This is a genomic window from Streptomyces sp. NPDC088706 (genome assembly GCF_044752765.1).
Lineage (GTDB): Bacteria > Actinomycetota > Actinomycetes > Streptomycetales > Streptomycetaceae > Streptomyces.
Map to the genome: position 1 here is coordinate 101,693 of NZ_JBIVLW010000013.1, position 23,537 is coordinate 125,229.

At 71.7% G+C, this 23,537-nt stretch carries 22 protein-coding genes, 1 tRNA gene and 1 pseudogene; 12 read left to right on the forward strand and 12 right to left on the reverse strand.

All coding sequences use genetic code 11. The features are described 5' to 3' along the window. Window positions 1-39 precede the first annotated feature (39 nt). Window positions 40-810, reverse strand: a complete 771-nt coding sequence (locus ACIQAK_RS25105) for an ABC transporter ATP-binding protein (RefSeq protein WP_366391908.1) — start codon at window positions 808-810, stop codon at window positions 40-42. A 553-nt stretch (window positions 811-1,363) separates the two neighbouring features. Between ACIQAK_RS25105 and ACIQAK_RS25110 the strand changes: the two genes are divergently transcribed. After that, window positions 1,364-1,449 (forward strand) — tRNA-Leu (locus tag ACIQAK_RS25110). 198 nt (window positions 1,450-1,647) lie between these two features. Beyond that, window positions 1,648-2,532 (forward strand): Bax inhibitor-1/YccA family protein, encoded by an 885-nt coding sequence (locus ACIQAK_RS25115; protein ID WP_366391909.1) that lies wholly within the window; start codon window positions 1,648-1,650, stop codon window positions 2,530-2,532. 93 nt (window positions 2,533-2,625) lie between these two features. On the opposite strand, the gene ACIQAK_RS25120 is transcribed toward ACIQAK_RS25115, so the two are convergent. Continuing rightward, window positions 2,626-2,856: a DUF4287 domain-containing protein gene (locus ACIQAK_RS25120; protein ID WP_093691897.1), complete on the reverse strand. Its 231-nt coding sequence runs from the start codon at window positions 2,854-2,856 to the stop codon at window positions 2,626-2,628. A gap of 135 nt (window positions 2,857-2,991) precedes the next feature. On the opposite strand from ACIQAK_RS25120, the gene ACIQAK_RS25125 reads away from it, so the two are divergent. Next, window positions 2,992-3,309: a hypothetical protein gene (locus ACIQAK_RS25125; RefSeq protein ID WP_366391910.1), complete on the forward strand. Its 318-nt coding sequence runs from the start codon at window positions 2,992-2,994 to the stop codon at window positions 3,307-3,309. Window positions 3,310-3,358: 49 nt separating this feature from the next. Here ACIQAK_RS25125 and ACIQAK_RS25130 read toward each other — a convergent pair whose 3' ends face one another. The 3 genes from ACIQAK_RS25130 to ACIQAK_RS25140 form a co-directional block, all read right to left on the reverse strand. Beyond that, window positions 3,359-4,249, reverse strand: coding sequence for a hypothetical protein (locus tag ACIQAK_RS25130; protein WP_366391911.1), 891 nt, complete (start codon window positions 4,247-4,249; stop codon window positions 3,359-3,361). Window positions 4,250-4,675: 426 nt separating this feature from the next. Continuing rightward, window positions 4,676-5,896 carry an acetyl-CoA C-acetyltransferase gene (locus ACIQAK_RS25135; protein ID WP_366391912.1) on the reverse strand — a complete coding sequence of 407 codons (1,221 nt, stop codon included), beginning with the start codon at window positions 5,894-5,896 and terminating at the stop codon, window positions 4,676-4,678. Window positions 5,897-6,050: 154 nt separating this feature from the next. Next, entirely contained in the window at window positions 6,051-7,064 is a 1,014-nt protein-coding gene (locus ACIQAK_RS25140; RefSeq protein ID WP_366391950.1) for a GDSL-type esterase/lipase family protein, read from the reverse strand. Between the two features lie 233 nt (window positions 7,065-7,297). Here ACIQAK_RS25140 and ACIQAK_RS25145 point away from each other — a divergent pair, with 233 nt between their 5' ends. Beyond that, on the forward strand, window positions 7,298-8,704 hold the full coding sequence (locus tag ACIQAK_RS25145; protein ID WP_366391913.1) for a cystathionine beta-synthase: 1,407 nt from the start codon (window positions 7,298-7,300) through the stop codon (window positions 8,702-8,704). Between the two features lie 354 nt (window positions 8,705-9,058). Here the strand turns inward: ACIQAK_RS25145 and ACIQAK_RS25150 are convergent, their stop codons facing one another. After that, a complete protein-coding gene (locus ACIQAK_RS25150; RefSeq protein ID WP_366391914.1) occupies window positions 9,059-9,484 on the reverse strand; it encodes a hypothetical protein in 426 nt (141 codons plus the stop codon). A 169-nt stretch (window positions 9,485-9,653) separates the two neighbouring features. Here ACIQAK_RS25150 and ACIQAK_RS25155 point away from each other — a divergent pair, with 169 nt between their 5' ends. After that, on the forward strand, window positions 9,654-10,499 hold the full coding sequence (locus tag ACIQAK_RS25155; protein ID WP_366391915.1) for a MurR/RpiR family transcriptional regulator: 846 nt from the start codon (window positions 9,654-9,656) through the stop codon (window positions 10,497-10,499). 144 nt (window positions 10,500-10,643) lie between these two features. Here the strand turns inward: ACIQAK_RS25155 and ACIQAK_RS25160 are convergent, their stop codons facing one another. The 5 genes from ACIQAK_RS25160 to ACIQAK_RS25180 all read right to left on the reverse strand — a co-directional run bounded on the left by ACIQAK_RS25160 (window position 10,644) and on the right by ACIQAK_RS25180 (window position 14,421). After that, window positions 10,644-11,018, reverse strand: coding sequence for a hypothetical protein (locus tag ACIQAK_RS25160; protein ID WP_366391916.1), 375 nt, complete (start codon window positions 11,016-11,018; stop codon window positions 10,644-10,646). A 139-nt stretch (window positions 11,019-11,157) separates the two neighbouring features. Beyond that, entirely contained in the window at window positions 11,158-11,625 is a 468-nt protein-coding gene (locus ACIQAK_RS25165; RefSeq protein ID WP_366391917.1) for a roadblock/LC7 domain-containing protein, read from the reverse strand. 38 nt (window positions 11,626-11,663) lie between these two features. Further along, window positions 11,664-12,479 carry a helix-turn-helix domain-containing protein gene (locus ACIQAK_RS25170; RefSeq protein WP_366391918.1) on the reverse strand — a complete coding sequence of 272 codons (816 nt, stop codon included), beginning with the start codon at window positions 12,477-12,479 and terminating at the stop codon, window positions 11,664-11,666. Then, a complete protein-coding gene (locus ACIQAK_RS25175; RefSeq protein ID WP_366391919.1) occupies window positions 12,476-12,889 on the reverse strand; it encodes a hypothetical protein in 414 nt (137 codons plus the stop codon). The genes ACIQAK_RS25170 and ACIQAK_RS25175 overlap by 4 nt, the downstream gene beginning before the upstream one ends. Before the next feature lie 158 nt (window positions 12,890-13,047). Next, the gene (locus ACIQAK_RS25180; RefSeq protein WP_366391920.1) at window positions 13,048-14,421 is read right to left on the reverse strand and encodes an APC family permease; all 1,374 of its coding nucleotides are present in this window, start codon (window positions 14,419-14,421) and stop codon (window positions 13,048-13,050) included. Between the two features lie 130 nt (window positions 14,422-14,551). Here ACIQAK_RS25180 and hutU point away from each other — a divergent pair, with 130 nt between their 5' ends. The 4 genes from hutU (at window position 14,552) to hutI (ending at window position 20,128) form a co-directional block, all read left to right on the forward strand. Next, window positions 14,552-16,210: a urocanate hydratase gene (gene hutU, locus ACIQAK_RS25185; protein ID WP_366391921.1), complete on the forward strand. Its 1,659-nt coding sequence runs from the start codon at window positions 14,552-14,554 to the stop codon at window positions 16,208-16,210. Beyond that, on the forward strand, window positions 16,210-17,499 hold the full coding sequence (locus tag ACIQAK_RS25190) for an allantoate amidohydrolase (protein WP_366391922.1): 1,290 nt from the start codon (window positions 16,210-16,212) through the stop codon (window positions 17,497-17,499). The genes hutU and ACIQAK_RS25190 overlap by 1 nt, the downstream gene beginning before the upstream one ends. Continuing rightward, window positions 17,490-18,875 (forward strand): formimidoylglutamate deiminase, encoded by a 1,386-nt coding sequence (locus ACIQAK_RS25195; protein ID WP_366391923.1) that lies wholly within the window; start codon window positions 17,490-17,492, stop codon window positions 18,873-18,875. The genes ACIQAK_RS25190 and ACIQAK_RS25195 overlap by 10 nt, the downstream gene beginning before the upstream one ends. A gap of 80 nt (window positions 18,876-18,955) precedes the next feature. After that, the gene (hutI, locus tag ACIQAK_RS25200; protein WP_366391924.1) at window positions 18,956-20,128 is read left to right on the forward strand and encodes an imidazolonepropionase; all 1,173 of its coding nucleotides are present in this window, start codon (window positions 18,956-18,958) and stop codon (window positions 20,126-20,128) included. Window positions 20,129-20,304: 176 nt separating this feature from the next. Here hutI and ACIQAK_RS25205 read toward each other — a convergent pair whose 3' ends face one another. After that, entirely contained in the window at window positions 20,305-21,276 is a 972-nt protein-coding gene (locus ACIQAK_RS25205; RefSeq protein WP_366391925.1) for an RNA polymerase sigma factor SigF, read from the reverse strand. Window positions 21,277-21,564: 288 nt separating this feature from the next. On the opposite strand from ACIQAK_RS25205, the gene ACIQAK_RS25210 reads away from it, so the two are divergent. The 3 genes and pseudogenes from ACIQAK_RS25210 (at window position 21,565) to ACIQAK_RS25220 (ending at window position 23,521) form a co-directional block, all read left to right on the forward strand. Further along, window positions 21,565-21,933 carry an STAS domain-containing protein gene (locus ACIQAK_RS25210; RefSeq protein ID WP_366391926.1) on the forward strand — a complete coding sequence of 123 codons (369 nt, stop codon included), beginning with the start codon at window positions 21,565-21,567 and terminating at the stop codon, window positions 21,931-21,933. Between the two features lie 198 nt (window positions 21,934-22,131). Next, window positions 22,132-22,623 (forward strand): ATP-binding protein, encoded by a 492-nt coding sequence (locus ACIQAK_RS25215; RefSeq protein WP_366391927.1) that lies wholly within the window; start codon window positions 22,132-22,134, stop codon window positions 22,621-22,623. A 174-nt stretch (window positions 22,624-22,797) separates the two neighbouring features. Next, window positions 22,798-23,521, forward strand: a pseudogene (locus ACIQAK_RS25220) (peptidase). Window positions 23,522-23,537: the final 16 nt, after the last annotated feature.

Genomic DNA, 23,537 nt, shown 5'->3' on the forward strand with positions numbered 1-23,537 from the left:
GACTGGGCGGCGGCCGCCGCGGGCGGCGGGCCGCTCGCGTCAGCTGGTGCGGCCCTTCGCGTCGAACGCCTTCATCCGGTCGAGGACCCCGTCGGCCGTGGGGTGCATCATCTGATCGACGACCGCGCCGTCCGCGAGGAAGATCACCCGGTCCGCGTAGGAGGCGGCCACCGGGTCGTGGGTCACCATCACCACGGTCTGGCCCAGCTCGCGCACCGAGTTGCGCAGGAAGCCCAGGACCTCGGCGCCGGAGCGGGAGTCCAGGTTCCCGGTCGGCTCGTCACCGAAGATGATCTCGGGCTGCGAGGCCAGGGCACGGGCCACGGCGACCCGCTGCTGCTGGCCGCCGGAGAGCTCGGTGGGCCGGTGCTTCAGCCGCTCCGAGAGCCCCACCATGTCGATGACCTTCTGGAGCCACGCGGCGTCGGGCTTACGGCCCGCGATGTCCATCGGAAGGGTGATGTTCTCCAGCGCGGTGAGCGTCGGCAGCAGGTTGAAGGCCTGGAAGATGAAGCCGATCTTGTCCCGGCGCAACTGCGTGAGCTGCTTGTCCTTCAGCGTCGACAGCTCGGTGTCGCCGATGCGCACCGAACCGCTGCTGAAACTGTCGAGACCGGCGACACAGTGCATCAGCGTCGACTTGCCGGAGCCCGAGGGGCCCATGATCGCGGTGAACTCACCCTGCGGGAAGTCCACGGACACCCGGTCCAGGGCGACGACCTGCGTCTCACCCTCGCCGTAGACCTTCGACAGCTCCGTGGCACGGGCAGCCACCGCGGTGGCGCGGTGAACGGTGGGGGTGGTGGTCACAGGGACGCTCCTGGTTCGGGTGATGCGGACGCATACGGGGTGACGCGGACCGCGCTGACGGCGGTGCCTTCGGGACCTCTTCATCGTCCCGTCCCGATCGCCCTCGGTCGTCACCCCCGATGCCCGTTCCCGTGGCCCTCTTGAGTCGCATCCCAGGGGTGGGGGCGTCCTCCTCGGGTATGACACCGACCCTGACGCCCCGTTCGAGAGTCCGACCGGTAACACAGGGTGACCAGCGCGCTCCGAGCCGCGGAAGCGTCCGCGGAGGCGGTGCTCGGACCTCTCCCGACGCCCCGGACCGCGAGGGTGGCGCGCCCCCTGGCGAAGCATGGCGCGCACCTGGCGGATTGGGCCGTACGGGTGCGGCGACTTTCCGTCATTCCCGCGCGGTGCCCCGCCTGCCGGTATCCGGTGCGGGCGCGTGGTGAGGCCGCCCGAAGGTGCTGACGGCCCCTCAAGCGGTCAATAAAATAGGACAACATCGCGCCACTGTTCCGCTGATCGGGGGACGCCCCCGGATAGGGTCTGTTGCCAACGCGGAGCCCCGCGGCACGCCCGGATGGTGGAACGTAGACACGGCGAGCTTAAACCTCGCTGCCCCTCGGGGGCGTGCCGGTTCGAGTCCGGCTCCGGGCACCACGCACAGTACGGAGCGTGACCCGGACGGCCCTCCCTGTAGCGCCCGGGTCGAAGGGCCCCAGGTCCCGGCACGGAACAGGGCCTCCGCGGTCCGAGCCGACGGCGGTGCCAAAGATCCTCCCCAGGCACTAGGGTGATTCTTTTGCCTACCCATTACTCTTGTGGCAAGGCCACGCAGTGTGGCCATGGAGGAGTGAGATGAGGAGCAGCAACCCGGTCTTCTCGCGACGGGGGTTCAGCCGCGACAACGGCCACGCGGGCTTCGACGCGGTGCCGCAGGCCGGGGCCGCCGCGACGGGGGCCAACCCGTTCGCGCAGGGCACCGCCGCCAACCCGTACGCCACCAACCCCTACGCACAGCAGGGCACCCAGCCCGGCGCCCCGGCGCCCGCGCGCACCGACGCGATGACCATCGACGACGTGGTGACGCGTACGACGATGACGCTCGGCACCGTGATCGTGGCCGCCGCCATCGCCTGGTGGGTCATGCCGGTCGACCAGGGGAACCTGAGCAGCGCCTACGGCGTCGCCATCGGTGCCGCGCTCATCGGCTTCGTGCTGTCGCTGGTGAACTCGTTCAAGCGCCGGCCCTCGCCGGCGCTGATCCTGACGTACGCGGCCTTCGAGGGTGTCTTCCTCGGCATCGTCAGCAACATCGTCAGTGTCTACGTCGCCCCCGGCGCCGCGATGCAGGCGGTGCTCGGCACGATGGCGGTCTTCGCCGGTGTGCTGATCGCCTACCGCACCGGTCTGATCCGGGTCACGCGCCGCTTCTACGGCTTCGTGATGGCAGCCCTCATCGGCTTCATGCTGCTGATGATGGTCAACCTGCTCTTCGCCGTCTTCGGCGGCGGTGACGGCCTCGGCTTCCGCAGCGGCGCGCTCGGCATCGTCTTCGGCATCGTGGCCATCGTGATCGGCGCGTGCGTCCTCGCCCTCAACTTCAAGCAGGTCGAGGACGGCATCGCGTACGGCGCCCCGCGCGAGGAGGCATGGCTGGCCGCCTTCGGCCTGACCGTGACCCTGGTGTGGATCTACATCGAGATGCTGCGTCTGGTCGCCATCCTCCAGGGTGACGACTGACCGGCGACGCACCGGTAGGCACCATCGGAACGGCCCGCAGCCATCGCGCCTGCGGGCCGTTTCCGCGTTCCTGGTGCTCATGGCGGGTGCGGGTCACAGCAGTTTGCGTGCGGCCCGCCTGAGGTCGTACTCGTGGATGATCGCCTTGGCGTGCCCGTAGGCGAGTTCGTGCTCCCCGCGCAGCCAGCTCACCTTCTCCTCGAAGCGGACGAGGGAGGGTCCTTCATCGACGGTCCGGATCCAGTCGGAGATCTCACGACCGGTGCATTGAGGGATCCGCGAGAGCAGGTTGCGATGAGTTTCTTCGGAGAAGACATGCGACATCGGCGCCTCCGACGCAGTGCGCGTTGCTGTTCCTTCCCGACACCGTGCCTGAGCGTGCGGCTGTTGGCAACCATGCCGCGAGGGCGCGTAGGGGCGCGTGGCAGCCGGGCGGAAAGGGCGCGTAGGGTCGGGCGCGTGCTCGATACGACGCCTCTGATCCTGGTCGTGGACCGATTCGCCGACCGGCTGCGCTCGGCCCCGCAGAGCCGCCTCCAGCGCGGTGCGGCCGCCGAGGCGCTGGCCGCCGCCCGTGAACTCGCCGTACGGGCTCAGCGCTTCGAGAGCCCCGGGGCGCAGCCCCGGGTGCTGCCGGACGCCGGGGTGTTCGCCGTGGGCGACCAACTCGCCGTCGCCGGGCGGGACCTGGCCGTGGCACTGGTGACGGCCCCGCCCGGAGAGCTGGACGAGGCCGTGCGCTACGTCGAGGAAGCGGCGGCGCGGGCTTTCGCGTAGCCGGGCCCGCGCCCGGGGGACCGTGACGGTCCGGTCGGAACCCCTCCGGTCAGAACGAGGCGATGACGCGGTCCGCGAGGATGTAGACGTTGTCCTCGCCGCAGGAGAAGGTCAGCGCGTAGGCGCCGGAGACGCCCGAACCGCCCAGCAGCACCGGCTGCCGGCCCGCCCGCAGCGCGTCCGCGAGCCGCTCGGCCGTCTCGCGGTGGCCGGGGGTCATACAGAGCGTGGTGCCGTCGGCGAAGACGTACACATCGAGCGTGCCCAGCGGTCCCGGCCGCACATCCGTGAGCTCGGTGGCCAGGTCGGCCAGCTCCTCCAGGCGGCTCACGGTGCGCTCGTGGTCGGTGACCACCGGTGTCTGTACGGGGACGAAGTCCGGGTGTGAGGGGTGGCGGCGGCGGGCCGCGGCCAGCTCGGGGGAGTCCTCGGGGTGGTCCGCGATCTCCGGAAGGTCCATGAACTCACCGGCGAACTCGCCTGCGAAGTCGGCCGCCTCGTGCTCCGCGAGCGTCCGCTCGCTCAGCTCCGCCAGCTCCTCCATCGCCTCGGCCGCTTCGAGGTCCATCGACTCCAGACCGGCGAAGTCGGCCTGGCGCGGCAGGTAGAACGGGGCCTCCTCGCCGAGCATGGGCATCCCGCCCAGCAGGGACGGGGCGTCCGCCGCGTCGCGCGCCTCCTGGGCGGCCCAGAAGGCACGCGCCTCGGCCAGTTCGCGCTCGCGCTCCTCGGCCAGCGCCTCGGCCACGGCCGCGCGTATCTCCTCGGCGGGGGTGGCGGTACTACGGCTCTGCGCCGGCACCGACGCACCGCGGGCGCGGCCCTCGGCCAGCTCCGTGCGCAGGCCCGCGACCTGCTTACGCAGCCCGTGAGCGGCGTGCAGCGCGGCGGCGCCGACGGCCGTGGCAGCGGCGGTGGTCAGCAACAGGGCAAACGACATGGCGCTCACTGACAACTCCCGGTTTCAATCGATACCCCCGACTTCCTACATCAGCTTGGCCTGTACCCATACCGGCTGTCAGTGCATTACGTCACGAAATGGACAGGTCTTTCGGTCCTGGGTTTACCCCCGTATCCGCCGTGACCTGGGGAAACGACTCTCCCCCGGGACGCAGATCACATCCTGGGGGAGATTCGGTCACGGTCGGGGCTCGGCCGGATTCGGACACCCCGCGGCGAGGAAGCCCCGAGGGCCCTCACGGGCCGCTGCGGCTCAGCTCAGCCGCTCGCGCTGGTGGTCGCGCTGAGCTTCGCCTCCGCTGCGGCTCAGCTCAGCCGCTCGCGCTGGTGGTCGCGCTGAGCTTCGCCTCCGCTGCGGGCAGGTGCCGCACTCGTACCTCGCGCGACCCCTACCCTCCGCTGCGGCTCAGCTCAGCCGCTCGATCACCATCGCCATGCCCTGGCCGCCGCCCACGCACATCGTCTCCAGGCCCCACTGCTTGTCGTGGAACCGGAGGCTGTTGATCAGCGTGCCGGTGATGCGGGCGCCCGTCATGCCGAAGGGGTGGCCGACCGCGATCGCGCCACCGTTGACGTTGACCTTCTCCAGCGGCAGGCCGAGGTCCCGGTAGGAGGGGATGACCTGGGCGGCGAAGGCCTCGTTGAGCTCGGCGAGGTCGATGTCGCCGATGGTCAGGCCGGCCCGCTCCAGCGCCTGCTTGCTGGCCTCGACCGGGCCGTATCCCATGATCTCGGGGGAGAGGCCGGAGACGCCGGTGGAGACGATCCGGGCCAGCGGGGTCAGGCCCAGCTCGCGCGCCTTGGTGTCGGACATGATCACCAGGGCGGCGGCGCCGTCGTTGAGCGGGCAGCAGTTGCCCGCGGTGACCAGGCCGTCGGGGCGGAACACCGGCTTCAGGCCCTGCACGCCCTCCAGCGTGACGCCCGCGCGGGGGCCGTCGTCCTTGGAGACGACCGTGCCGTCGGGGGTGGTGACCGGGGTGATCTCCCGCTCCCAGAAGCCGTTCTTCAGGGCTTCCTCGGCGAGGTTCTGCGACCGTACGCCGAACTCGTCCATGTCCTGGCGGGTGACGCCCTTGAGCCGGGCCAGGTTCTCCGCCGTCTGCCCCATCGAGATGTACGCGTCCGGGAGGATGCCGTCCTCGCGCGGGTCGTGCCAGTCCGTACCGGACTCCTCGGCGCGGGCGGCGGTGCGCGCCTCGGCCTCGGCGAAGAGCGGGTTGTGCGTGTCCGGCAGGCTGTCGGAGTTGCCCTTGGCGAAGCGGGACACCATCTCGACGCCCGCCGAGATGAAGACGTCGCCCTCGCCGGCCTTGATCGCGTGCAGCGCCATCCGGCTGGTCTGCAGCGAGGAGGAGCAGTAGCGGGTGACCGTACAGCCGGGAAGGTGGTCCATCCCCATCTGCACGGCGATGACGCGGCCCAGGTTGTTGCCCTGCTCGCCCCCGGGCAGGCCGCAGCCCAGCATCAGGTCGTCGATGTCCTTCGGGTCCAGCTCGGGGACCTTGGCCAGCGCGGTCTGGATGATCGTGGCGGTCAGGTCGTCCGCGCGCAGATCCTTGAGGGACCCCTTGAAGGCGCGGCCGATCGGCGAACGGGCGGCAGAGACGATCACGGCTTCGGGCATCACGCGGCTCCATGAGGGCTGGAAAGCTGGGTGGACGGGGAGAACTCCCTTGGAAGCTACCCGGGCGTATCCCCGGGGTCACCCGGCAGGCCGTGTGATGAGGGACTCTTTTCTAAGCGCTTGCTCAGGTGGCCTGCCGGGGGGCGCCACGCCCCTATGCGTGCCCGTGGGCCGCGTCCGCGTCCGGGTGCGGGTGGGGCGCCGGTTCCGTCTCCGCGGGGGCGGGCAGGCGCCGCCGCCTGCGGTGCTTGAGGAGGGCCCAGGGGGCGCGGGCCCCGGTGACCTCCGTACCGGCCTCGCGGGCCGCCTGGGACGCCGCCTCGGCCACCGGGAGGATGTCCTCGCGGCGCGAGCTGTCCAGCCGGTCCGACTCGGGCCACAGGCCCAGCACCGCGCAGAGCGTGGGCAGGACCGCCATCGCCGCCGTCGCGTACCCCTCCGCCGAGGGGTGGTAGTTGTCCGGCCCGAACAGCTCCCGCGGGTTCGCCGCGAACTCCGGGCCCAGCAGGTCCCCCAGCGACACCGTGCGCCCGCCCTGCTCCACCGAACCGATCGTCTGCGCCGCCGCGAGCTGCCGGCTCACCCGCCGGGCCAGCCAGCGCAGCGGCTGGTAGACCGGCTCGATCGTGCCCAGGTCCGGGCAGGTCCCCACCACCACCTCCGCCCCCGCCGTCCGCAGCCTGCGCACCGCCGTCGTCAGACAGCGCACCGACTGGGTGGCGGGCATCCGGTGGGTGACGTCGTTCGCCCCGATCATGATCACGCAGACGTCCGGGGTGCGGGCCGGGTCCGTGAGGAGCAGCGAGACCTGCCGCTCCAGATCGTCCGAGCGGGCCCCCGGCAGGGCCACGTTCCGCAGGTCCACCGGCCGTTCGGCCACCGCCGCGAGCCCCGAGGCGAGCAGCGCCCCCGGGGTCTGCCCGGCCCGCCGCACCCCCTGGCCCGCAGCTGTCGAATCCCCGAGCATCCCGAGCCGCAACGGCTCGTTCGGCCCGGCGAACGCCACCCCGTACCGCCCGTCCGCGCTCGGCGGAACCGGTGCCGTAGCGCCGCCCACCTGCCTCTTCGCGAGCTGGACCTCCGCCAGGAACACGCCGACGGCCGCCGCACCGATCAGTCCGATGCTGCCACCGCCATAGGCCGCGCCCGCCGCGATCCGCCGTGCCACCCTCGCTCTCGACACAGTCCGGTCCACCTCCTCCTCGCCGTACAGCCGTCCATCTACCTACCTGCCCCGCCGAGGGCGCCGCCCAATCGCACCGCGCGTTTCCGGGCCCGTACGCTCCGTATCCGGCCTCGTTTTCCGGCCTCCCCCACCGGCGGGCGGACCCCGTACGTACGCATCGTCCGGCTGGTACGCATACCCTTGGCCGGACCATCTCGGAGATCCCGGAGTACACGGTGCAATTCCACGATTCGCTGATCACTCTTGTCGGCAACACCCCGCTGGTGAGGCTGCGCAACGTCACGGCAGACATCCAGGCGACCGTCCTGGCCAAGGTCGAGTACTTCAACCCCGGCGGGTCGGTGAAGGACCGCATCGCCCTGCGCATGATCGAGGCGGCCGAGCAGAGCGGCGAGCTCGAGCCCGGCGGCACCATCATCGAGCCGACCAGCGGCAACACGGGCGTCGGCCTGGCGATCGTCGCCCAGCAGAAGGGCTACAAGTGCATCTTCGTCTGCCCGGACAAGGTGTCCACGGACAAGATCAACGTGCTGCGCGCGTACGGCGCCGAGGTCGTCGTCTGCCCCAGCGCGGTTGACCCCGAGCACCCGGACTCGTACTACAACGTCTCCGACCGGCTGGTCGCCGAGACGCCGGGCTCCTGGAAGCCGGACCAGTACTCCAACCCGAACAACCCGCGCTCGCACTACGAGACCACCGGTCCCGAGCTGTGGGAGCAGACGGAGGGGAGGATCACCCACTTCGTCGCGGGCGTCGGCACCGGCGGCACGATCACCGGCACCGGGCGCTACCTCAAGGAGATCAGCAACGGTGCCGTGAAGGTCATCGGCACCGACCCGGAGGGCTCGGTCTACTCCGGCGGCTCCGGCCGGCCGTACCTGGTCGAGGGTGTCGGCGAGGACTTCTGGCCCTCCGCCTACGACGCCGAGGTCACCGACGAGATCGTCGCGGTCTCCGACAAGGACACCTTCCAGATGACCCGCCGCCTCGCCAAGGAGGAGGGCCTGCTCGTCGGCGGGTCCTGCGGCATGGCGGTCGTCGGGGCCCTGGAGGTCGCCCGGCGGCTCGGCCCGGACGATGTCGTCGTGGTGCTGCTGCCCGACAGCGGCCGCGGCTACCTGAGCAAGATCTTCAACGACGAGTGGATGGCCGACTACGGCTTCCTGGAGGACACCAGCTCCTCCCCGCAGGTCAGCACGGTGCTGAACTTCAAGGAGGGCCCGCTGCCCTCGCTCGTCCACATGCACCCGGACGAGACGGTCGGCCAGGCGATCGACGTCCTGCGCGAGTACGGCGTCTCCCAGATGCCGATCGTGAAGCCGGGCGCCGGACACCCCGACGTGATGGCCGCCGAGGTCATCGGCTCCGTCGTGGAACGACAGCTGCTGGACGCCCTGTTCACCCAGCGCGCCTCGCTCGACGACCCGCTGGAGAAGCACATGTCGGCCCCGCTGCCGCAGGTCGGCTCGGGCGAACCGGTCGAGGACCTGATGGCCGCGCTCAGTGGCGCCGACGGGGCGGACGCGGCGATCGTGCTGGTCGAGGGCAAGCCGAAGGGCGTCGTGAGCAGGCAGGACGTGCTGGCGTTCCTGGCGAAGGACGCCGGCTCCGCGAAGGCGTGACGACGCGGGCCGGGGCTTCGCGGAAACGGTACGAGCGCGTCACGTCCGCGCAGCACCCGCTTAACACGGCTCCGGCACATTGATGGGTGTCGGCAGGGAAACTTGCCGGCGCCCAGAACGGCGACACCGGACTTCGGAGCGGCTCCCGGACCTCCACCGTCGCCCGGACGCGGGCACCCGGCCCTGACCCGGACCGCGTCCTTCGCGGGGACCGCCGTCGTCCCGCCCCCCGGGCCACCGGGGGTGCGGCGGCCCCCGCGACATACTCGGCGCGCGGCCGGGCCCCCAGGGCTCGGCCGCGCGGTCGTTCCCGCCGCACCGCCGGAAGTCCGACTCAGTCCGACTCAGTCCGACTCAGTCCGGCCAGTCGGAGGCCGCGCGCCGCTGCCGGAACCGCCCCCCGTTGCGCGCCGCGTGGACCGCGTTCACCCCGACGATCCCCATCCAGGCCACCACCAGCCCCTCGATGCCCGCGTGCACGCCCCCTATCGCGGAGAGCGGGACGGCCAGGACGAGTGAGGCGATGGTGAAGCCGAACCGCTCCCCGAACCCGGCCCCCGCCGCGGACGGCGGCCGCGCGGACTCGGGGTCACGGACCGCCGTCACCCGCTGCTCGGCGAGATGGCGCCGGACCCGGCGGTCCAGGGTGGTGTCGAGGCGCTGCTCGACCTTCTCCAGGAACGAGTCGATGAGCGCGGACTCGTACTCCGGCCCCAGCTCGCCGCGCGCCTGGAGTGTGGCGGCGAGCTCCTTCTCGATCTCATGGTCACGAGCTTCCATACCCGTTACGGTACGAGCGTCGAGGGGCCCGAACACGGGGGCTAACCCCCGTGTTTCCCGGGGGGAAGCCGCCCGTCCACCCGTTGCATATGGACATGCAGGAGCCTTCCTGGCTGAATGGATCTGTCGGCGCCGATCGTGGCACGACGGATCCAGCAAGGGGACAGGCATGAGTGGGAGCAGCCCCGCCGCGCGGTTGCAGCGGCTCTTCGAGGGGCACCGGCTCACGCCCACCCAGCGGCGTATCGCGCACTGCATGGTCCGCCGGGCGGCCGACGCGCCGTTCCTCTCCAGCATCGAGCTGGCCGATCTCGCCGGGGTGAGCCAGCCCTCCGTCACCCGCTTCGCCGTCGCCCTCGGCTTCGACGGCTACCCGGCGCTCCGCCGACACCTGCGCGCGGTCGCACCCGCCGACGCCGAGCAGGAGGACGCGGGGGAGACGTACAACGAGTACCAGCAGGCCGTCCGCGCCGAGATCGAGAATCTCCAGCACCTTTCCGACCTGCTCGCCGACCCCGGGCCCGTGGAGCGGGCGGGGCGGCTGCTGGCCGCCTCCCGGCCGCTGTGCGTGCTGGGGCTGCGCGCGGCCTCCTCGCAGGCGCGGGGGTTCGGCTACTTCGCCGCCAAGGTCCACCCCGACGTCCGGGTGCTGGACGAGGGCGGCTCCATGCTCCTGGACCGGATCGACTCCGCCCGCCGGGCCGGCGCCACCGCCCTGATGTGCTTCGCGCTGCCGCGCCACCCCAAGGAGTGCGTGGAGGCGCTGGCGTACGCCGGGGAGCAGGGACTCACCGTCGTGACGGTCGCCGACTCCGCCTTCGCGCCGGTCGCCAAGCACAGCGATCTGCTGCTCCCGGCGGCCATCGGCTCCGGGCTCTCCTTCGACACCGTCTGCGCGCCGATGCTGCTGGGGCGGGTGCTGCTGGAGGCCATGTGCGACGAACTGCCCGACGCCCAGGCGCGGCTGGAGGAGTTCGACGTACGGGCGGCGGCGCGGGGCCTGTTCGTGGAGTGACTTCCCTCCGCAGCCGTCGCGTCCTCGTTCGCGCTCCCGGGCACCGGCGGGGGACGCCGCGCCGGGCGGGGCGCGGCGTCGCCGCCGGTGAGGATGCGCGAGGCGCTCGGATCTCCGGTTCCGAAAGGGACGTGCCCGAGGCGCTCAGATCTCCAGTTCGGCTTCGATCTTCCTCAGCTGGTGGCGGGCCATCGCCAGGTTCGCCCGGCTCCCGTCCAGCACCAGGTAGAGGAAGAGGCCGTTGCTGCCACGGGTCTTGAGCAGCCGGATCAGGTGGTACTGGGTGCCCAGCGTGATGAGGATGTCCTCGATCTCGTCCTTGATGCCCAGATGCTCCATGGTGCGGAGCTTGGCGCGGACCACGTCGGTGTTGCCGGCGGCGGCGACCTCCAGGTTGAAGTCCTTGCCGCCTCCGAGTGTGCCCAAGGCCATCCCGCTCGTGTAGTCGACGAGGGCGACACCCGTGGCGCCCTCGATCGAGCTCATCGCGTCCTTCAGTGCCGTTTCGGTGTTCGCCATGGAGGCTCGTTTCCTTTCCCTGGCCGGTCGCGTCGACCGGGTCCGTTTCTGTGTGGGTGGCGTGGGTTGCCGCGTGGGTTTCCGCGTGATGGCGTGGGTCCCGGGGTTCTTGGCGGTACGGGTGGGGGGATCGGAGCCGCTACGTGGGGCGCTGCGGCAGGGTGCGGTCGGGGGCGACGCGCGGTGGTGCGGTGCGGGGCATGGGGGGCGTACGCTCGGCGCGTTCCAGGGCGGTGTCGACGAGTTCGCCGATCCGGGCGCCCGCGCGGCGGCCCTCCAGGTGCAGCCGGCCGACGTTGATGCGGTCCTCGGCCAGCAGGGTCAGGACGGCGGAGGAGCCGGCCGCGTAGGTGGCGATGTAGCCGCTCCCGCCGCGGACCAGGAGCTCCCGGAAGCCGCCGCGGCCGGTGGCCTCCGTCATGCGGATCGAGACGCCGAGCGCGGCGGCGGTGAGGGCGGCGACGCCTTCGGCCTCGACGCCCGGGGTGTCGTGGGCCAGGACCAGCCCGTCGGTGGAGGCGGCCAGCGCCCCGGCGAGGAGCGGGACCCGGGCGCGTAATCGCTGGAGCTCGTCGAGAACACCGCGCGTCTCGGCCTCGGGAACCATCAGCTGTCTCCTCCCGGCACGCTGTCTGAGCGCGCGTATCACAGGGCCTCCAATGCGTCTCGGAGCCGGCGCAGCAGGGCGGTATCGGGGTCGGCCGTCACCTCGGGGAGCGCGATCCGGCCGTGTGCCGGGGTGCCGGCGGCGCGCAGGGGGCGCGCGCGCACCGCCCCCACCAGGCCGGCCGCGGCGAGCCGCCGCAGGTCGACCAGGATGTGGAACGCCGAACGGCCCAGTGCCTGGGCGATGTCGGAGGCCGTCCGCACGCCGTCGGCCAGCTCCAGGACCGGGCGCTGGCGGGCGGGTACGGGGCTGTCGCCCGGGTGCGCCGCCGTCCGGACCACGGGGGCGCTGTCGCAGGCGGCGTCGGGCCAGATCCGGTCCAGCAGCTCCCGCCTGCGCAGCGTCTCGCGCTGGACGGCGGCCACCGGGACCGGCCGCACGGGGCCGATCCAGTGCGACACCCCGTAACGGAAGCGGGCGGGTGTCCCTGTCGGGGCGAGGGCGAAGAACGCGGCGTCGTACAGTGCGCCCAGGTGGCACAACTCCAGGGCGCCGCCCGGCACATGGCCGCTGTCCACGAGGTAGCGCCCGACCCGCTGCCCGGCCCCGGCCTGCGCCACCGCGTCCCACCAGCCCTCGTGCCGCAGCGTGCCGCCGGTGGTGAGCAGCACGTCGATGCCGGGGGTGGCGGGGCTCTCGGCGTGCACCACCTGGCCGTCGGCGAGGTAGAGCGTGCCGCGGTCGCGCATCAGGGCGCCGGTGGCCCGTTCGGTGGCGAGGCGCTGGAGCATCGGGGAGAGGACCGGGAGCCGGTCCGTCGGCGGGGCACCGGGGTCGGCGGCTATCGCGCTCATGCCAGCACCAGCCGCTCGGCCAGCTCGCCCAGGCGCATCCGGGCGAGCGCGAGGTTGCCCTCGGAGCGGTCCAGCCACAGGTGGAGGAAGACGCTGCTGTCGAAAGCCGTCTCGACGAAGCGGAGCATGTGGTAACCGTCTTGTGTGGTGACGATGACGTCCTCGACGGGGGTACTCGGCGCTTCCTCGGAGCGTCCGGTTCCGCCCCCTTGTGCGAGGTGGGCGAAGGCGGGCTGTTCGGCGGTCATCCGGGCGACTTCCGCCGTCTCGGCCGCTGTCGCCTCGTGGTCGCCGTTGGGGGATTCGCCGATGGTGCCGAGCGCGAGGCCGCTCGTCCAGTCGACCACCGAGGCGCCCCGCGCGCCGGGCAGCCTCATGACTTCGAGCAGGCACTCGTCGATTCCGGGCACGCGGATTCCCCTTCCCGACGCGGCGTACGGCTGTGACCCCGAGGCTACGCAACGTGCTCACGGCAGGTGGAGGTTCTGGCATTTTCCTTTGGTACATGCGCCCCCGGGTGTAAAGCAGCGGCTGGATTGGGCTGGCCGGGACGTGCGGTGGCGCGCCGTCAGGCCGCTGAGCCGCCGGACTTCTCCCTGGCCGCCATCACCGCCTTGTTCACCCCCCAGAGCCCGATGCCGATCAGCAGCAGGATGCCGGCGCGTACGTACACGTCGGCGCCCCGGTCGGCGAGCGGGCTCGCCAGGATCAGCGAGGTGATCGCACCGAGCACCGGCAGGGCGGTCGGCGTACGGAAGTGGTGGTGCTCGACCCGGTCCTTGCGCAGCACCAGCACGGCGATGTTGACCACGCCGAAGACGCAGAGCAGCAGGAAGGACGTGGTGTCGCCGAGCCCTTCGATCTCGCCGGTGGAGACCAGGCCGATCGCCAGGACGGAGACGAAGACGATGCCGACCCAGGGGGTGCGCCGGCCCGCCAGCACCTTCCCCATCCCGGGCGGGAGGATGCGCTCGTTGGCCATGCCGTAGCAGAGCCGCGAGGCCATCATGAGGTTGATCAGCGCCGAGTTGGTGACCGCGAACAGGGCGATCAGCGCGAAGAGCTTCGGCGGAAAATCGACTCCGCCCGCCTTCACCACTTCCAGCAGCGGGCCGCTGGAGCCCGCCAGGGTGCGGGAGTCGACCAGCAGCGAGGAGACCAGGGCGACCAGGACGTAGATGGTGCCGGTGACGGCGACGCCGATGAAGATGGCGCGGGGGAAGCTGCGGGCCGGGTCCTTGGTCTCCTCGGCCATGTTCACCGAGTCCTCGAAGCCGACGAAGGCGAAGAAGCCGAGCGCGGTGGCACCGAGCACCCCGGTGAGCAGGGCGTATCCGGTTCCGCCGGCCTCGATCTGGGTCAGCCGGGAGGGCTCCCCTTCGCCGCTGAACACCGCGTACGCGCCGATCACCAGGATCACCGCGAGCCCGCTGACCTCCACCACGGTCAGGACGACGTTCGTCTTCACCGACTCGGCGACCCCGCGCAGGTTGATCGCGGACAGGGCGAGGATGAAGAGGATCGCGATGAGCGTCGGCGGTACCGCGTCGGTGAATTCACCCAGATAGTCGCCGCTGAACGCCCGGGCCGCCGCGCTCGCCGATGAGAGCCCCGAGCACATGACCATGAAGGCGATGACGAAGGTGAGGAAGGGGACCTTGAACGCCTTCTGGGTGTAGAGCGCGGCCCCGGCCGCCTTCGGGTACTTGCCGACGAGCTCCACGTACGAGGCCGCCGTCAGCAGCGCCACGACGAATCCGATGGCGAACGGCAGCCACAGCGCGCCGCCCACCTTGCCCGCCACGTCACCGGTGGTGGCGTAGATGCCGGTGCCGAGGATGTCGCCGATGACGAAGAGGATCAGCAGCTTGGGCCCCAGGGCCCGCTTGAGCGGCGGCGACCCCTGGGGCGCGGGGGTCGCGGGTGTGTCGGGAGTGCTCATCGGTGCCTCCGGGGCCCTCGGGTCGGGATGGAAAACCTCTTCCCGGGCGCGGCGCGAACCGCACCTGTTGACTACGACTATTCAGCGCATCAGGATGTGAATAGATTTCACCGTCCGAGGAGGCACCGCCATGTCAGGACCCCGCCCCGTACGAGCGCCGCGCGGCAGCGCGCTCACCACCCTGGGATGGCAGCAGGAAGCCGCCCTGCGCATGCTCCAGAACAACCTGGACCCCGAGGTCGCCGAGCACCCCGACAAGCTCGTCGTCTACGGCGGCACGGGCAAGGCGGCCCGCGACTGGCGCTCCTTCGACGCGATGGTCCGGACCCTGCGGACGCTCAAGCAGGACGAGACGATGCTCGTCCAGTCCGGGCGGCCGGTCGGCGTCATGCAGACCCACGAGTGGGCGCCGCGCGTGCTCATCGCCAACTCCAACCTGGTCGGCGACTGGGCCAACTGGGAGGAGTTCCGCCGCCTGGAAGCGCTCGGCCTCACCATGTACGGCCAGATGACCGCCGGGTCCTGGATCTACATCGGCACCCAGGGCATCCTCCAGGGCACCTACGAGACCTTCGCCGCCGTCGCCGCGAAGAAGTTCGGCGGAACCCTGGCCGGGACGATCACCCTGACCGCCGGGCTCGGCGGCATGGGCGGCGCCCAGCCGCTCGCCGTCACGATGAACGACGGCGTCGCTATCTGCGTCGACTGCGACCCGCGCGCCATCGAGCGCCGCATCGAGCACCGCTTCCTGGACGTGAAGGCCGACAGCCTGGAGCACGCCCTCCAGCTCGCCGTCGAGGCCCGTGACGCCCGCCGCCCCCTCTCCATCGGCCTCCTCGGCAACGCGGCGGAGCTGCTGCCCCGGATGCTCGCCGAGGGCGCGCCCATCGACATCGTCACCGACCAGACCAGCGCCCACGACCCGCTGGCCTACCTCCCGCTCGGCGTCGACTTCCATGACATGGCCGACCTCGCCGCCGAGAAACCCGCCGACTTCACCCAGCGCGCCCGTGAGTCGATGGCCCGGCACGTGGAGGCCATGGTCGGCTTCATGGACGCCGGGGCCGAGGTCTTCGACTACGGCAACTCCATCCGGGGCGAGGCCCAGCTCGCCGGGTACACCCGCGCCTTCGACTTCCCCGGCTTCGTCCCCGCCTACATCCGCCCCCTCTTCTGCGAGGGCAAGGGCCCCTTCCGCTGGGCCGCCCTCTCCGGCGAGGCGTCCGACATCCACAAGACGGACAAGGCGATGCTGGAGCTCTTCCCGGAGAACGAGTCGCTGCACCGCTGGATCAGGATGGCAGGCGAACGCGTGCACTTCCAGGGCCTGCCCGCCCGCATCTGCTGGCTCGGCTACGGCGAGCGCGACCGGGCCGGCGAGCGCTTCAACGACATGGTCGCAAGCGGCGAACTGGCCGCCCCGCTGGCCATCGGCCGCGACCACCTGGACTGCGGCTCGGTCGCCTCCCCGTACCGCGAGACCGAGGCCATGCTCGACGGCTCCGACGCCATCGCCGACTGGCCCCTGCTGAACGCCATGGTCAACGTCGCCTCCGGTGCCTCCTGGGTCTCCCTCCACCACGGCGGCGGCGTCGGCATGGGCCGCTCCATCCACGCGGGCCAGGTCACCGTCGCCGACGGCACGAAGCTCGCGGGCGAGAAGATCCGCCGCGTCCTGACGAACGACCCCGGCATGGGCGTCATCCGGCACGTCGACGCCGGTTACGACATCGCGGAGTCGGTCGCCACCGACAAGGGCGTACGCGTCCCGATGGCGGAGGGCAACTGATGCCGTCCGGCACGACGGAGGGCCGTTCCGGCCCCACACCTGGCTCCCGGTCATGGCGCGCGGGTGACTCCTTCCTCTCGATGTGGCGGGAGCTGGCTCCCCTCGGGCGCCACCCCGGCAGCGGCGGCTACCGGCGCTACGCCTGGTCGGCGGCGGACCTCGACTGCCGGGCCTGGTTCCGCGCGCAGGCCGAGGCACGTGGTCTCACCCACGAGACCGACCGCAACGGCAACCAGTGGGCCTGGCTCGGCGACCCGCTGGCCGGCGACGCCGTCGTCACCGGCTCGCACCTGGACTCCGTCCCGGACGGCGGCGCCTTCGACGGCCCGCTCGGCGTGGTCTCCTCCTTCGCCGCGCTCGACGAACTCCACGCCAGGGGAGCGGTGCTCACCCGGCCGCTGGCGATCACCAACTTCGGTGACGAGGAGGGCGCCCGCTTCGGCCTCGCCTGCGTCGGGTCCCGGCTCGCCGCCGGACAGCTCACCGTCGCCGACGCCCACCGCCTCCGGGACGCGGACGGGACCGCCCTGCCCACCGCCATGGCGGAGGCCGGGTACGACCCCGAGGCCATCGGCCCCGACCCGGAACGGCTCGCCCGTATCGGCGCGTTCGTCGAACTCCACGTCGAGCAGGGTCGCGCCCTCGACCTGACCGGCGACCCCGTCGGCATCGCCTCCGCCATCTGGCCGCACGGCCGCTGGCGGTTCGACTTCCGGGGTGAGGCCAACCACGCGGGCACCACTCGCCTGGCCGACCGCCGCGACCCGATGCTCACGTACGCCGAGACCGTGCTGGCCGCCCGCCGCGAGGCCGAACTCACCGGCGCCCTCGCCACCTTCGGCAAGATCGCGGTCGAGCCCAACGGGGTCAACGCCATCCCCTCCCTCGTGCGTGGCTGGCTCGACTCGCGCGCCGCCGACCAGGCCACCCTGGACGCCGTCGTCACCGGAATCGAGCGCGCCGCCCGGGAGCACGCCGAACGGGCCGGGATCGACCTCGATGTCGTACGGGAGTCCTTCACGCCCGTCGTCGCGTTCGAGCACGCCCTGCGCGACGAGCTCGCCAAGATCCTCGATGGGACCGGCGACACGGGGCGCTCCGTCCCCGTCCTGGGCACCGGAGCGGGCCACGATGCGGGTATTTTGTCCGCTTCGGTGCCCACCGCCATGCTCTTCGTACGGAACCCCACCGGCATCTCGCACTCGCCGGCCGAACACGCCGCCGAGGACGACTGCACGGCCGGGGTGCGGGCACTCGCCGCCGTACTGGAAGGTCTCGCGTGCAGCTGACAACCCGGACCGCGCTGACAACCCGGGCGGCCGGCGGGCCCGTCACCGCGACGTACTGGACGGACCACGCCTGGCTCGGAACCCATGTCGAGCCCGACGTCGCCGTGGAGGTGGCCGACGGCCGCATCGCCGGGGTCAGGACCGGCGTCCAGGCGCCCCCGCCCGGCGCCACCGTGCTGCGCGGCCTGACCCTCCCCGGCCTGGCCAACGCCCACTCCCACGCCTTCCACCGGGCCCTGCGCGCCACCGTCCAGGTGGGCTCGGGCACCTTCTGGACCTGGCGCGAGCTGATGTACCGGGTGGCCTCCCGGCTCACCCCGGACAGCTACTTCGACCTGGCCCGCGCCACCTACGCGGAAATGGCCCTGGCCGGCATCACCTCCGTCGGCGAATTCCACTATCTGCACCACGCGCCCGGCGGCACGCCCTACGACAACCCCAACGCCATGGGCGAGGCGCTGATCGCGGCGGCGGCCGAGGCGGGCATCCGGATCACCCTGCTGGACACGGCCTACCTCTCCGCCGGCTTCGGCGAGAAACCCAACCGGCACCAGCTGCGCTTCTGCGACACCACCGCCGACGCCTGGGCCGAGCGCGCCTCCCTCCTCAAGGGCGGCGACCACGCCCTGATCGGCGCGGCCATCCACTCCGTCCGCGCGGTCCCGGCAGACCAGCTGGCCACCGTCGCGCGGTGGGCCGAGGAGCGGGACGCCCCGCTCCACGTCCACCTCTCCGAGCAGATCGCGGAGAACGACGCCTGCCTGGCCGCCCATGGCCGCACCCCCACCCGGCTGCTGGCCGACCACGGGGTCCTCGGACCGCGTACCACCGGCATCCACAACACGCATCTGACGCAGGAAGACATCGCGCTGCTCGGCGCCTCCACCACCGGCACCTGCATGTGCCCCACCACCGAACGCGACCTCGCCGACGGCATCGGCCCGGCCGTCGCCCTCCAGCAGGCGGGCTCGCCGCTCTCGCTGGGCAGCGACAGCCACGCCGTCATCGACCTCTTCGAAGAGGCCCGCGCGATGGAGCTCAACGAGCGGCTGCGCACCCACATCCGGGGCCACTGGACGGCCGCCGCCCTGCTGAGGGCCGCCTCCGCCGACGGGCACGCCGCACTCGGCCGCCCCGACGCGGGCGTCCTGGAACCGGGTGCCCCCGCCGATCTGACGACGCTCGCCCTGGACTCCGTCAGAACGGCAGGACCGGTGCCCCGACTGGCGGCGGAGACCGCCGTATTCGCCGCCTCCGCCGCTGATGTGCGGCACACGGTCGTGGCAGGGCGTCACATCGTGCGGGACGGCCGCCACGCCCTGATCGAGGACGTGCCCGGAGCGCTCGCCGCGGCCGTGGCAGCCCTGCACCACTGACCGCCGGCCGCCCCGCACCACCGACCCCGGCCCCAACAGCGGACCCGGACCCCCCGGAACGCAAGGAGAACACTCTCCAGATGACGACCACCGCCGTCACCCACATCGCCAGCCTGGTCACCAATGACCCCTCCCTCGGCAACGGGACCCCCCTGGGCCTGATCCAGGACGCGGCCGTCGTCATCGAGGGCGACCGCATCGTCTGGACCGGTGAATCAAGCAAAGCACCCGCCACTGACAACGTCCTCGACGCGGCCGGCCGGGCCATGATCCCCGGCTTCGTCGACTCCCACTCCCACCTCGTCTTCGCCGGCGACCGCACCCAGGAGTTCAACGCCCGGATGTCCGGGCAGCCCTACACCGCCGGCGGCATCCGCACCACGGTCGCCGCCACCCGCCAGGCCTCCGACGAGCAGCTCTCCGCCAACGTCGCCCACTACCTCGCCGAGGCCCTGCGCCAGGGCACCACCACCCTGGAGACCAAGTCCGGCTACGGGCTCACCGTCGAGGACGAGGCCCGCGCCCTGCGCGTCGCCTCCCGCCACACCGACGAGGTCACCTACCTCGGCGCCCACGTCGTCTCCCCGGACTACGCCGACGACCCGGCCGGGTACGTCGACCTGGTCACCGGCCCGATGCTGGAGGCCTGCGCCCCGCACGCCCGCTGGATCGACGTCTTCTGCGAGCGGGGCGCCTTCGACGGCGACCAGGCCCGCGCCATCCTCACGGCGGGCCGCGCCAAGGGGCTGCACCCCCGTATCCACGCCAACCAGCTGACGTACGGTCCCGGCGTCCAGCTCGCCGTGGAGCTCGACGCCGCCTCCGCCGACCACTGCACCCACCTCACCGACGCGGACGTGGACGCGCTCGGCCAGGGGAGCACGGTCGCCACCCTGCTCCCCGGCGCCGAGTTCTCCACCCGCGCCACCTGGCCCGACGCCCGCCGCCTGCTCGACGCGGGGGCCACGGTCGCGCTCTCCACGGACTGCAACCCCGGCTCGTCGTTCACCTCGTCCATGCCGTTCTGCATCGCGCTGGCGGTACGGGACATGGGGATGACCCCCGATGAGGCCCTCTGGTCCGCCACGGCGGGCGGCGCCGCGGCCCTGCGCCGCGCCGACATCGGCCGGATCACCCCCGGCGCCCGCGCCGACCTGGTCCTCCTGGACGCCCCGAGCCACGTCCACCTCGCCTACCGCCCGGGCGTCCCGCTGGTCAGCGCGGTCTGGCGGGGCGGCGAGCGGGTGGAGTAACTCGGCGCGGTCCGGCGAGCGGGTGGAGTGGCTCGGCGACTCCGGCGTTGGCGGCGGGCGGGTGGAGTGGCCGGACATGCCGAAGGACCCGCCCCGGATACGTACGGGAGCGGGTCCTTCCGCATGCGCTCGGCACCGGCCCGCCAAGCCCCTGGAGGGCAGCGGACCCGGTCCGGCTACTCCTCCAGGGTCAGCCCCTTGCGGAGCTTGACCAGCGTCCGGGAGAGCAGCCGGGACACGTGCATCTGCGAGATGCCCAGCTCCTCCCCGATCTCCGACTGCGTCATGTTGCTGACGAAGCGGAGCGAGAGGATCATCCGGTCCCGCGAGGGCAGCGCGGCGATCAGCGGCTTCAGGGACTCGACATACTCGATGCCTTCGAGCCCGTGGTCCTCGTAGCCGAGGCGGTCCGCGAGGGCTCCCTCGCTGTCGTCCTCCTCGGGCTTGGCGTCCAGCGAGCTCGCGGTGTACGCGTTGCTCGCGGACATGCCCTCGACGACCTCGTCCGGCGTGATGCCGAGGCGCTCGGACAGCTCCGCCACGGTGGGCGCGCGGTCCAGCCGCTGGGAGAGCTCGTCCCCCGCCTTGGCCAGTTCGAGCCGGAGCTCCTGGAGCCGGCGCGGGACGCGCACGGACCAACTGGTGTCGCGGAAGAACCTCTTGATCTCGCCGACGATGGTCGGCATCGCAAAGGTCGGGAACTCGACACCGCGGCTCAGCTCGAACCGGTCGATCGCCTTGATCAGGCCGATGGTGCCGACCTGGACGATGTCCTCCATCGGCTCACTGCGCGAGCGGAACCGGGAGGCGGCGAACTTGACGAGCGCGAGGTTGAGCTCGACGAGGGTGTTGCGGACGTAGGCGTGCTCGTGCGTGCCCTCCTCAAGGGATTCGAGCCGCTCGAAGAGCGTCTTCGACAGGGCTCTGGCGTCCACAGCGCCCACTTCGGCGTAGGGCGGGATCTCGGGCAGTCCCTCGAGCCCGTCGAACCCCTCGCCGGAAGAGTCCGGGGTGGTGCTGGTGGTGCGGGTGGTGCTGGCACGCGGGCCTGGAACGGCGCTCGCGGCGGGGGAGTCGGAATTGGTCGGTCCCTGAGGACATGCCGACGACGCGTTGGGGGTACGCGCTTCGTCGAGCCGGGGTGACATGGTTCTCCTCCATCGTTCTCGACATATGGCTGCCGATGCCCATACGTGTCTCCTGCGGTGAAGCGGCGCCTCCAAAGCCGGTCGTGTTTCGGGTGTCCCTCTACCCTTACCCGGTTCCTGCCAGCAGTTACAAGCGCCAATTGACGCTATATGTCCGGTTTGTTGAGTTCTCCGACTACCGCGGGGCGCATGAAACGCGTACTGTTTCCCGCACGTCGGCGGTAGCTCTGCATACAGCCGTACAAGCAGTGACGCGCACAGTGACGGACGGCGAAGAGGTACATGGGCATGGACCGCGGGACGGTCGGCAGTGCGAACCGGGGTCGACTTCACGTCGAGGTCCGGACCGAGGGGCGCAGCGAAGTCGTGACACCGGTGGGTGAGCTTGACCACCACACCGCCGATCTGCTGCGGGAACCCTTGGAGGGAGCGGTCGAACAGGGGCGGTCACGTCTGGTGGTCGACTGCTCGCGCCTGGACTTCTGTGACTCCACCGGGCTGAACGTGCTGCTCGGTGCCCGCCTCAAGGCGGAGGAGGCCGGTGGCGGGGTCCACCTGGCCGGAATGCAGCCGGTCGTGGCGAGGGTGTTCGAGATCACCGGCGCGGAGGCGGTTTTCGCCATCCACGGCACGCTCGAAGAAGCCCTCGACACCTGAATCCGGTACGACGCGTTCTCGCGTCGCACCTGATGACGGCCGTGTTATGCGATCGACTGCCCGAAGTGGGTGTCGTAGCGATGCGGCCGGGCAGGAGACCCCCGTCGGTATCCCGCAAAGATCCGGCACACTCGGTAATTGATCATTTCTGTTCTCAGGCGACATGGCGACATGGCGAATCGGTGAGGTGAAGCGCTGATGAGCACCACCCGGCAGCATCCGCCGGGCGACCTCGGCCGCGAGCCGGAAGGAGCGGGCGCAGCCTCGCCCGTTCCGGCCGAGCGGCAGTGGCGCACGCTCTCACTCGGGCAGGCCAGCGGAATCGTTCCGATGGCCCGTGATTTCGCCCGGCAGGCCCTGCACGACTGGGGCTGGCTGCCGGCCTCCAGCGCCGACCGCCGGGCCGCGGCCGAGGACGTTCTGCTGGTCGTCTCCGAGCTGGTGACCAACGCCTGTCTGCACGCGAACGGGCCTGAGGAGCTCCGGATCGGCCACTCCGCCAAGGCGCTGCGCGTCGAGGTCGTCGACCGGGGGGACGGTCAGCCCGCTCCCCGCACGCCGCACCGCGCCGGCCGCCCCGGCGGGCACGGCATGTTCATCGTGCAGCGCCTCTGTCTGGACTGGGGCGTGCAGCGTACGCCGGAGACGCCCGGCAAGATCGTCTGGGCGGAGCTCGCCGCCCCCGCCTGACCCACGACAGGCACTCATCTCCCACCTCGAAGAGCGCGCCGATCCGGCGCGCTCTTTGTCTTCCCTCCGTCAGGCCCCGGGCGTACCTTGAGCGCCCAATCTGATGCGTCGTCAGTAACCTGCGCCCGTGAGGAAGGTGGCGCGCGGCGACGTCCGGCATGAGGGGAACACGAGGTGTCGAACCAGAAGCGGACAGCTCTCGCGCTGACGGCCGTGCTGGCGGGCTCGGCGGTGCTGGTGGCCGCACCCGCCGCCCACGCCGAGGTCGTGGACGTCAACTACCAGTGCGTGACGCCCATCGGGCCCAAGGGGGCCGTCTCACCCATCGATATCAAGGGCGTCAGGAGCGGCGCCGGCTACAAGCTCACCATGTCCTTCCAGAAGGGCGTCTCCTCCAGCCCGGTGGAGTCTGGGTAAGGGAGCCATGAACCCGAGCGCCGTGATCGAGGTGGGGGGTGCGGAGACGGGGAAGGTCCAGGTCTCGGGACCGGCGAACGCCGAGGCGATCCCGGCCAACACCCCCATCAGGATCGGTGACCTGCCGGGGACGTACACCCCGAAGAAGAGCGGCAAGGTCACCTTCACCGCCGGGGTGCTCACCATCAAGGCGCTCGGTACGACCACGACCTGTATGCCCAGGAACCGCCCCGGCCCCTCCCTGGAACTCGACGTCGCAGGCGCCGGGGGCTCGGGAGGTTCCACGGGCGGTTCCACCGGAGGTGGTTCCACGGGAGGCGGCTCGACGGGCGCCGGCGGAGTTGCCGGCGGCGGCGAACTGCCGAAGACCGGCCCGCTCGACTCGGCGGCGGCGCTCGGCACGCTCGGCGGGACCGTGCTGCTGACCGGGGCGGCCGGGGTGCTCTGGCTGACCCGGCGAGGACAGCGCCCCACGGGCTGAACGCCGAAAACGTCAG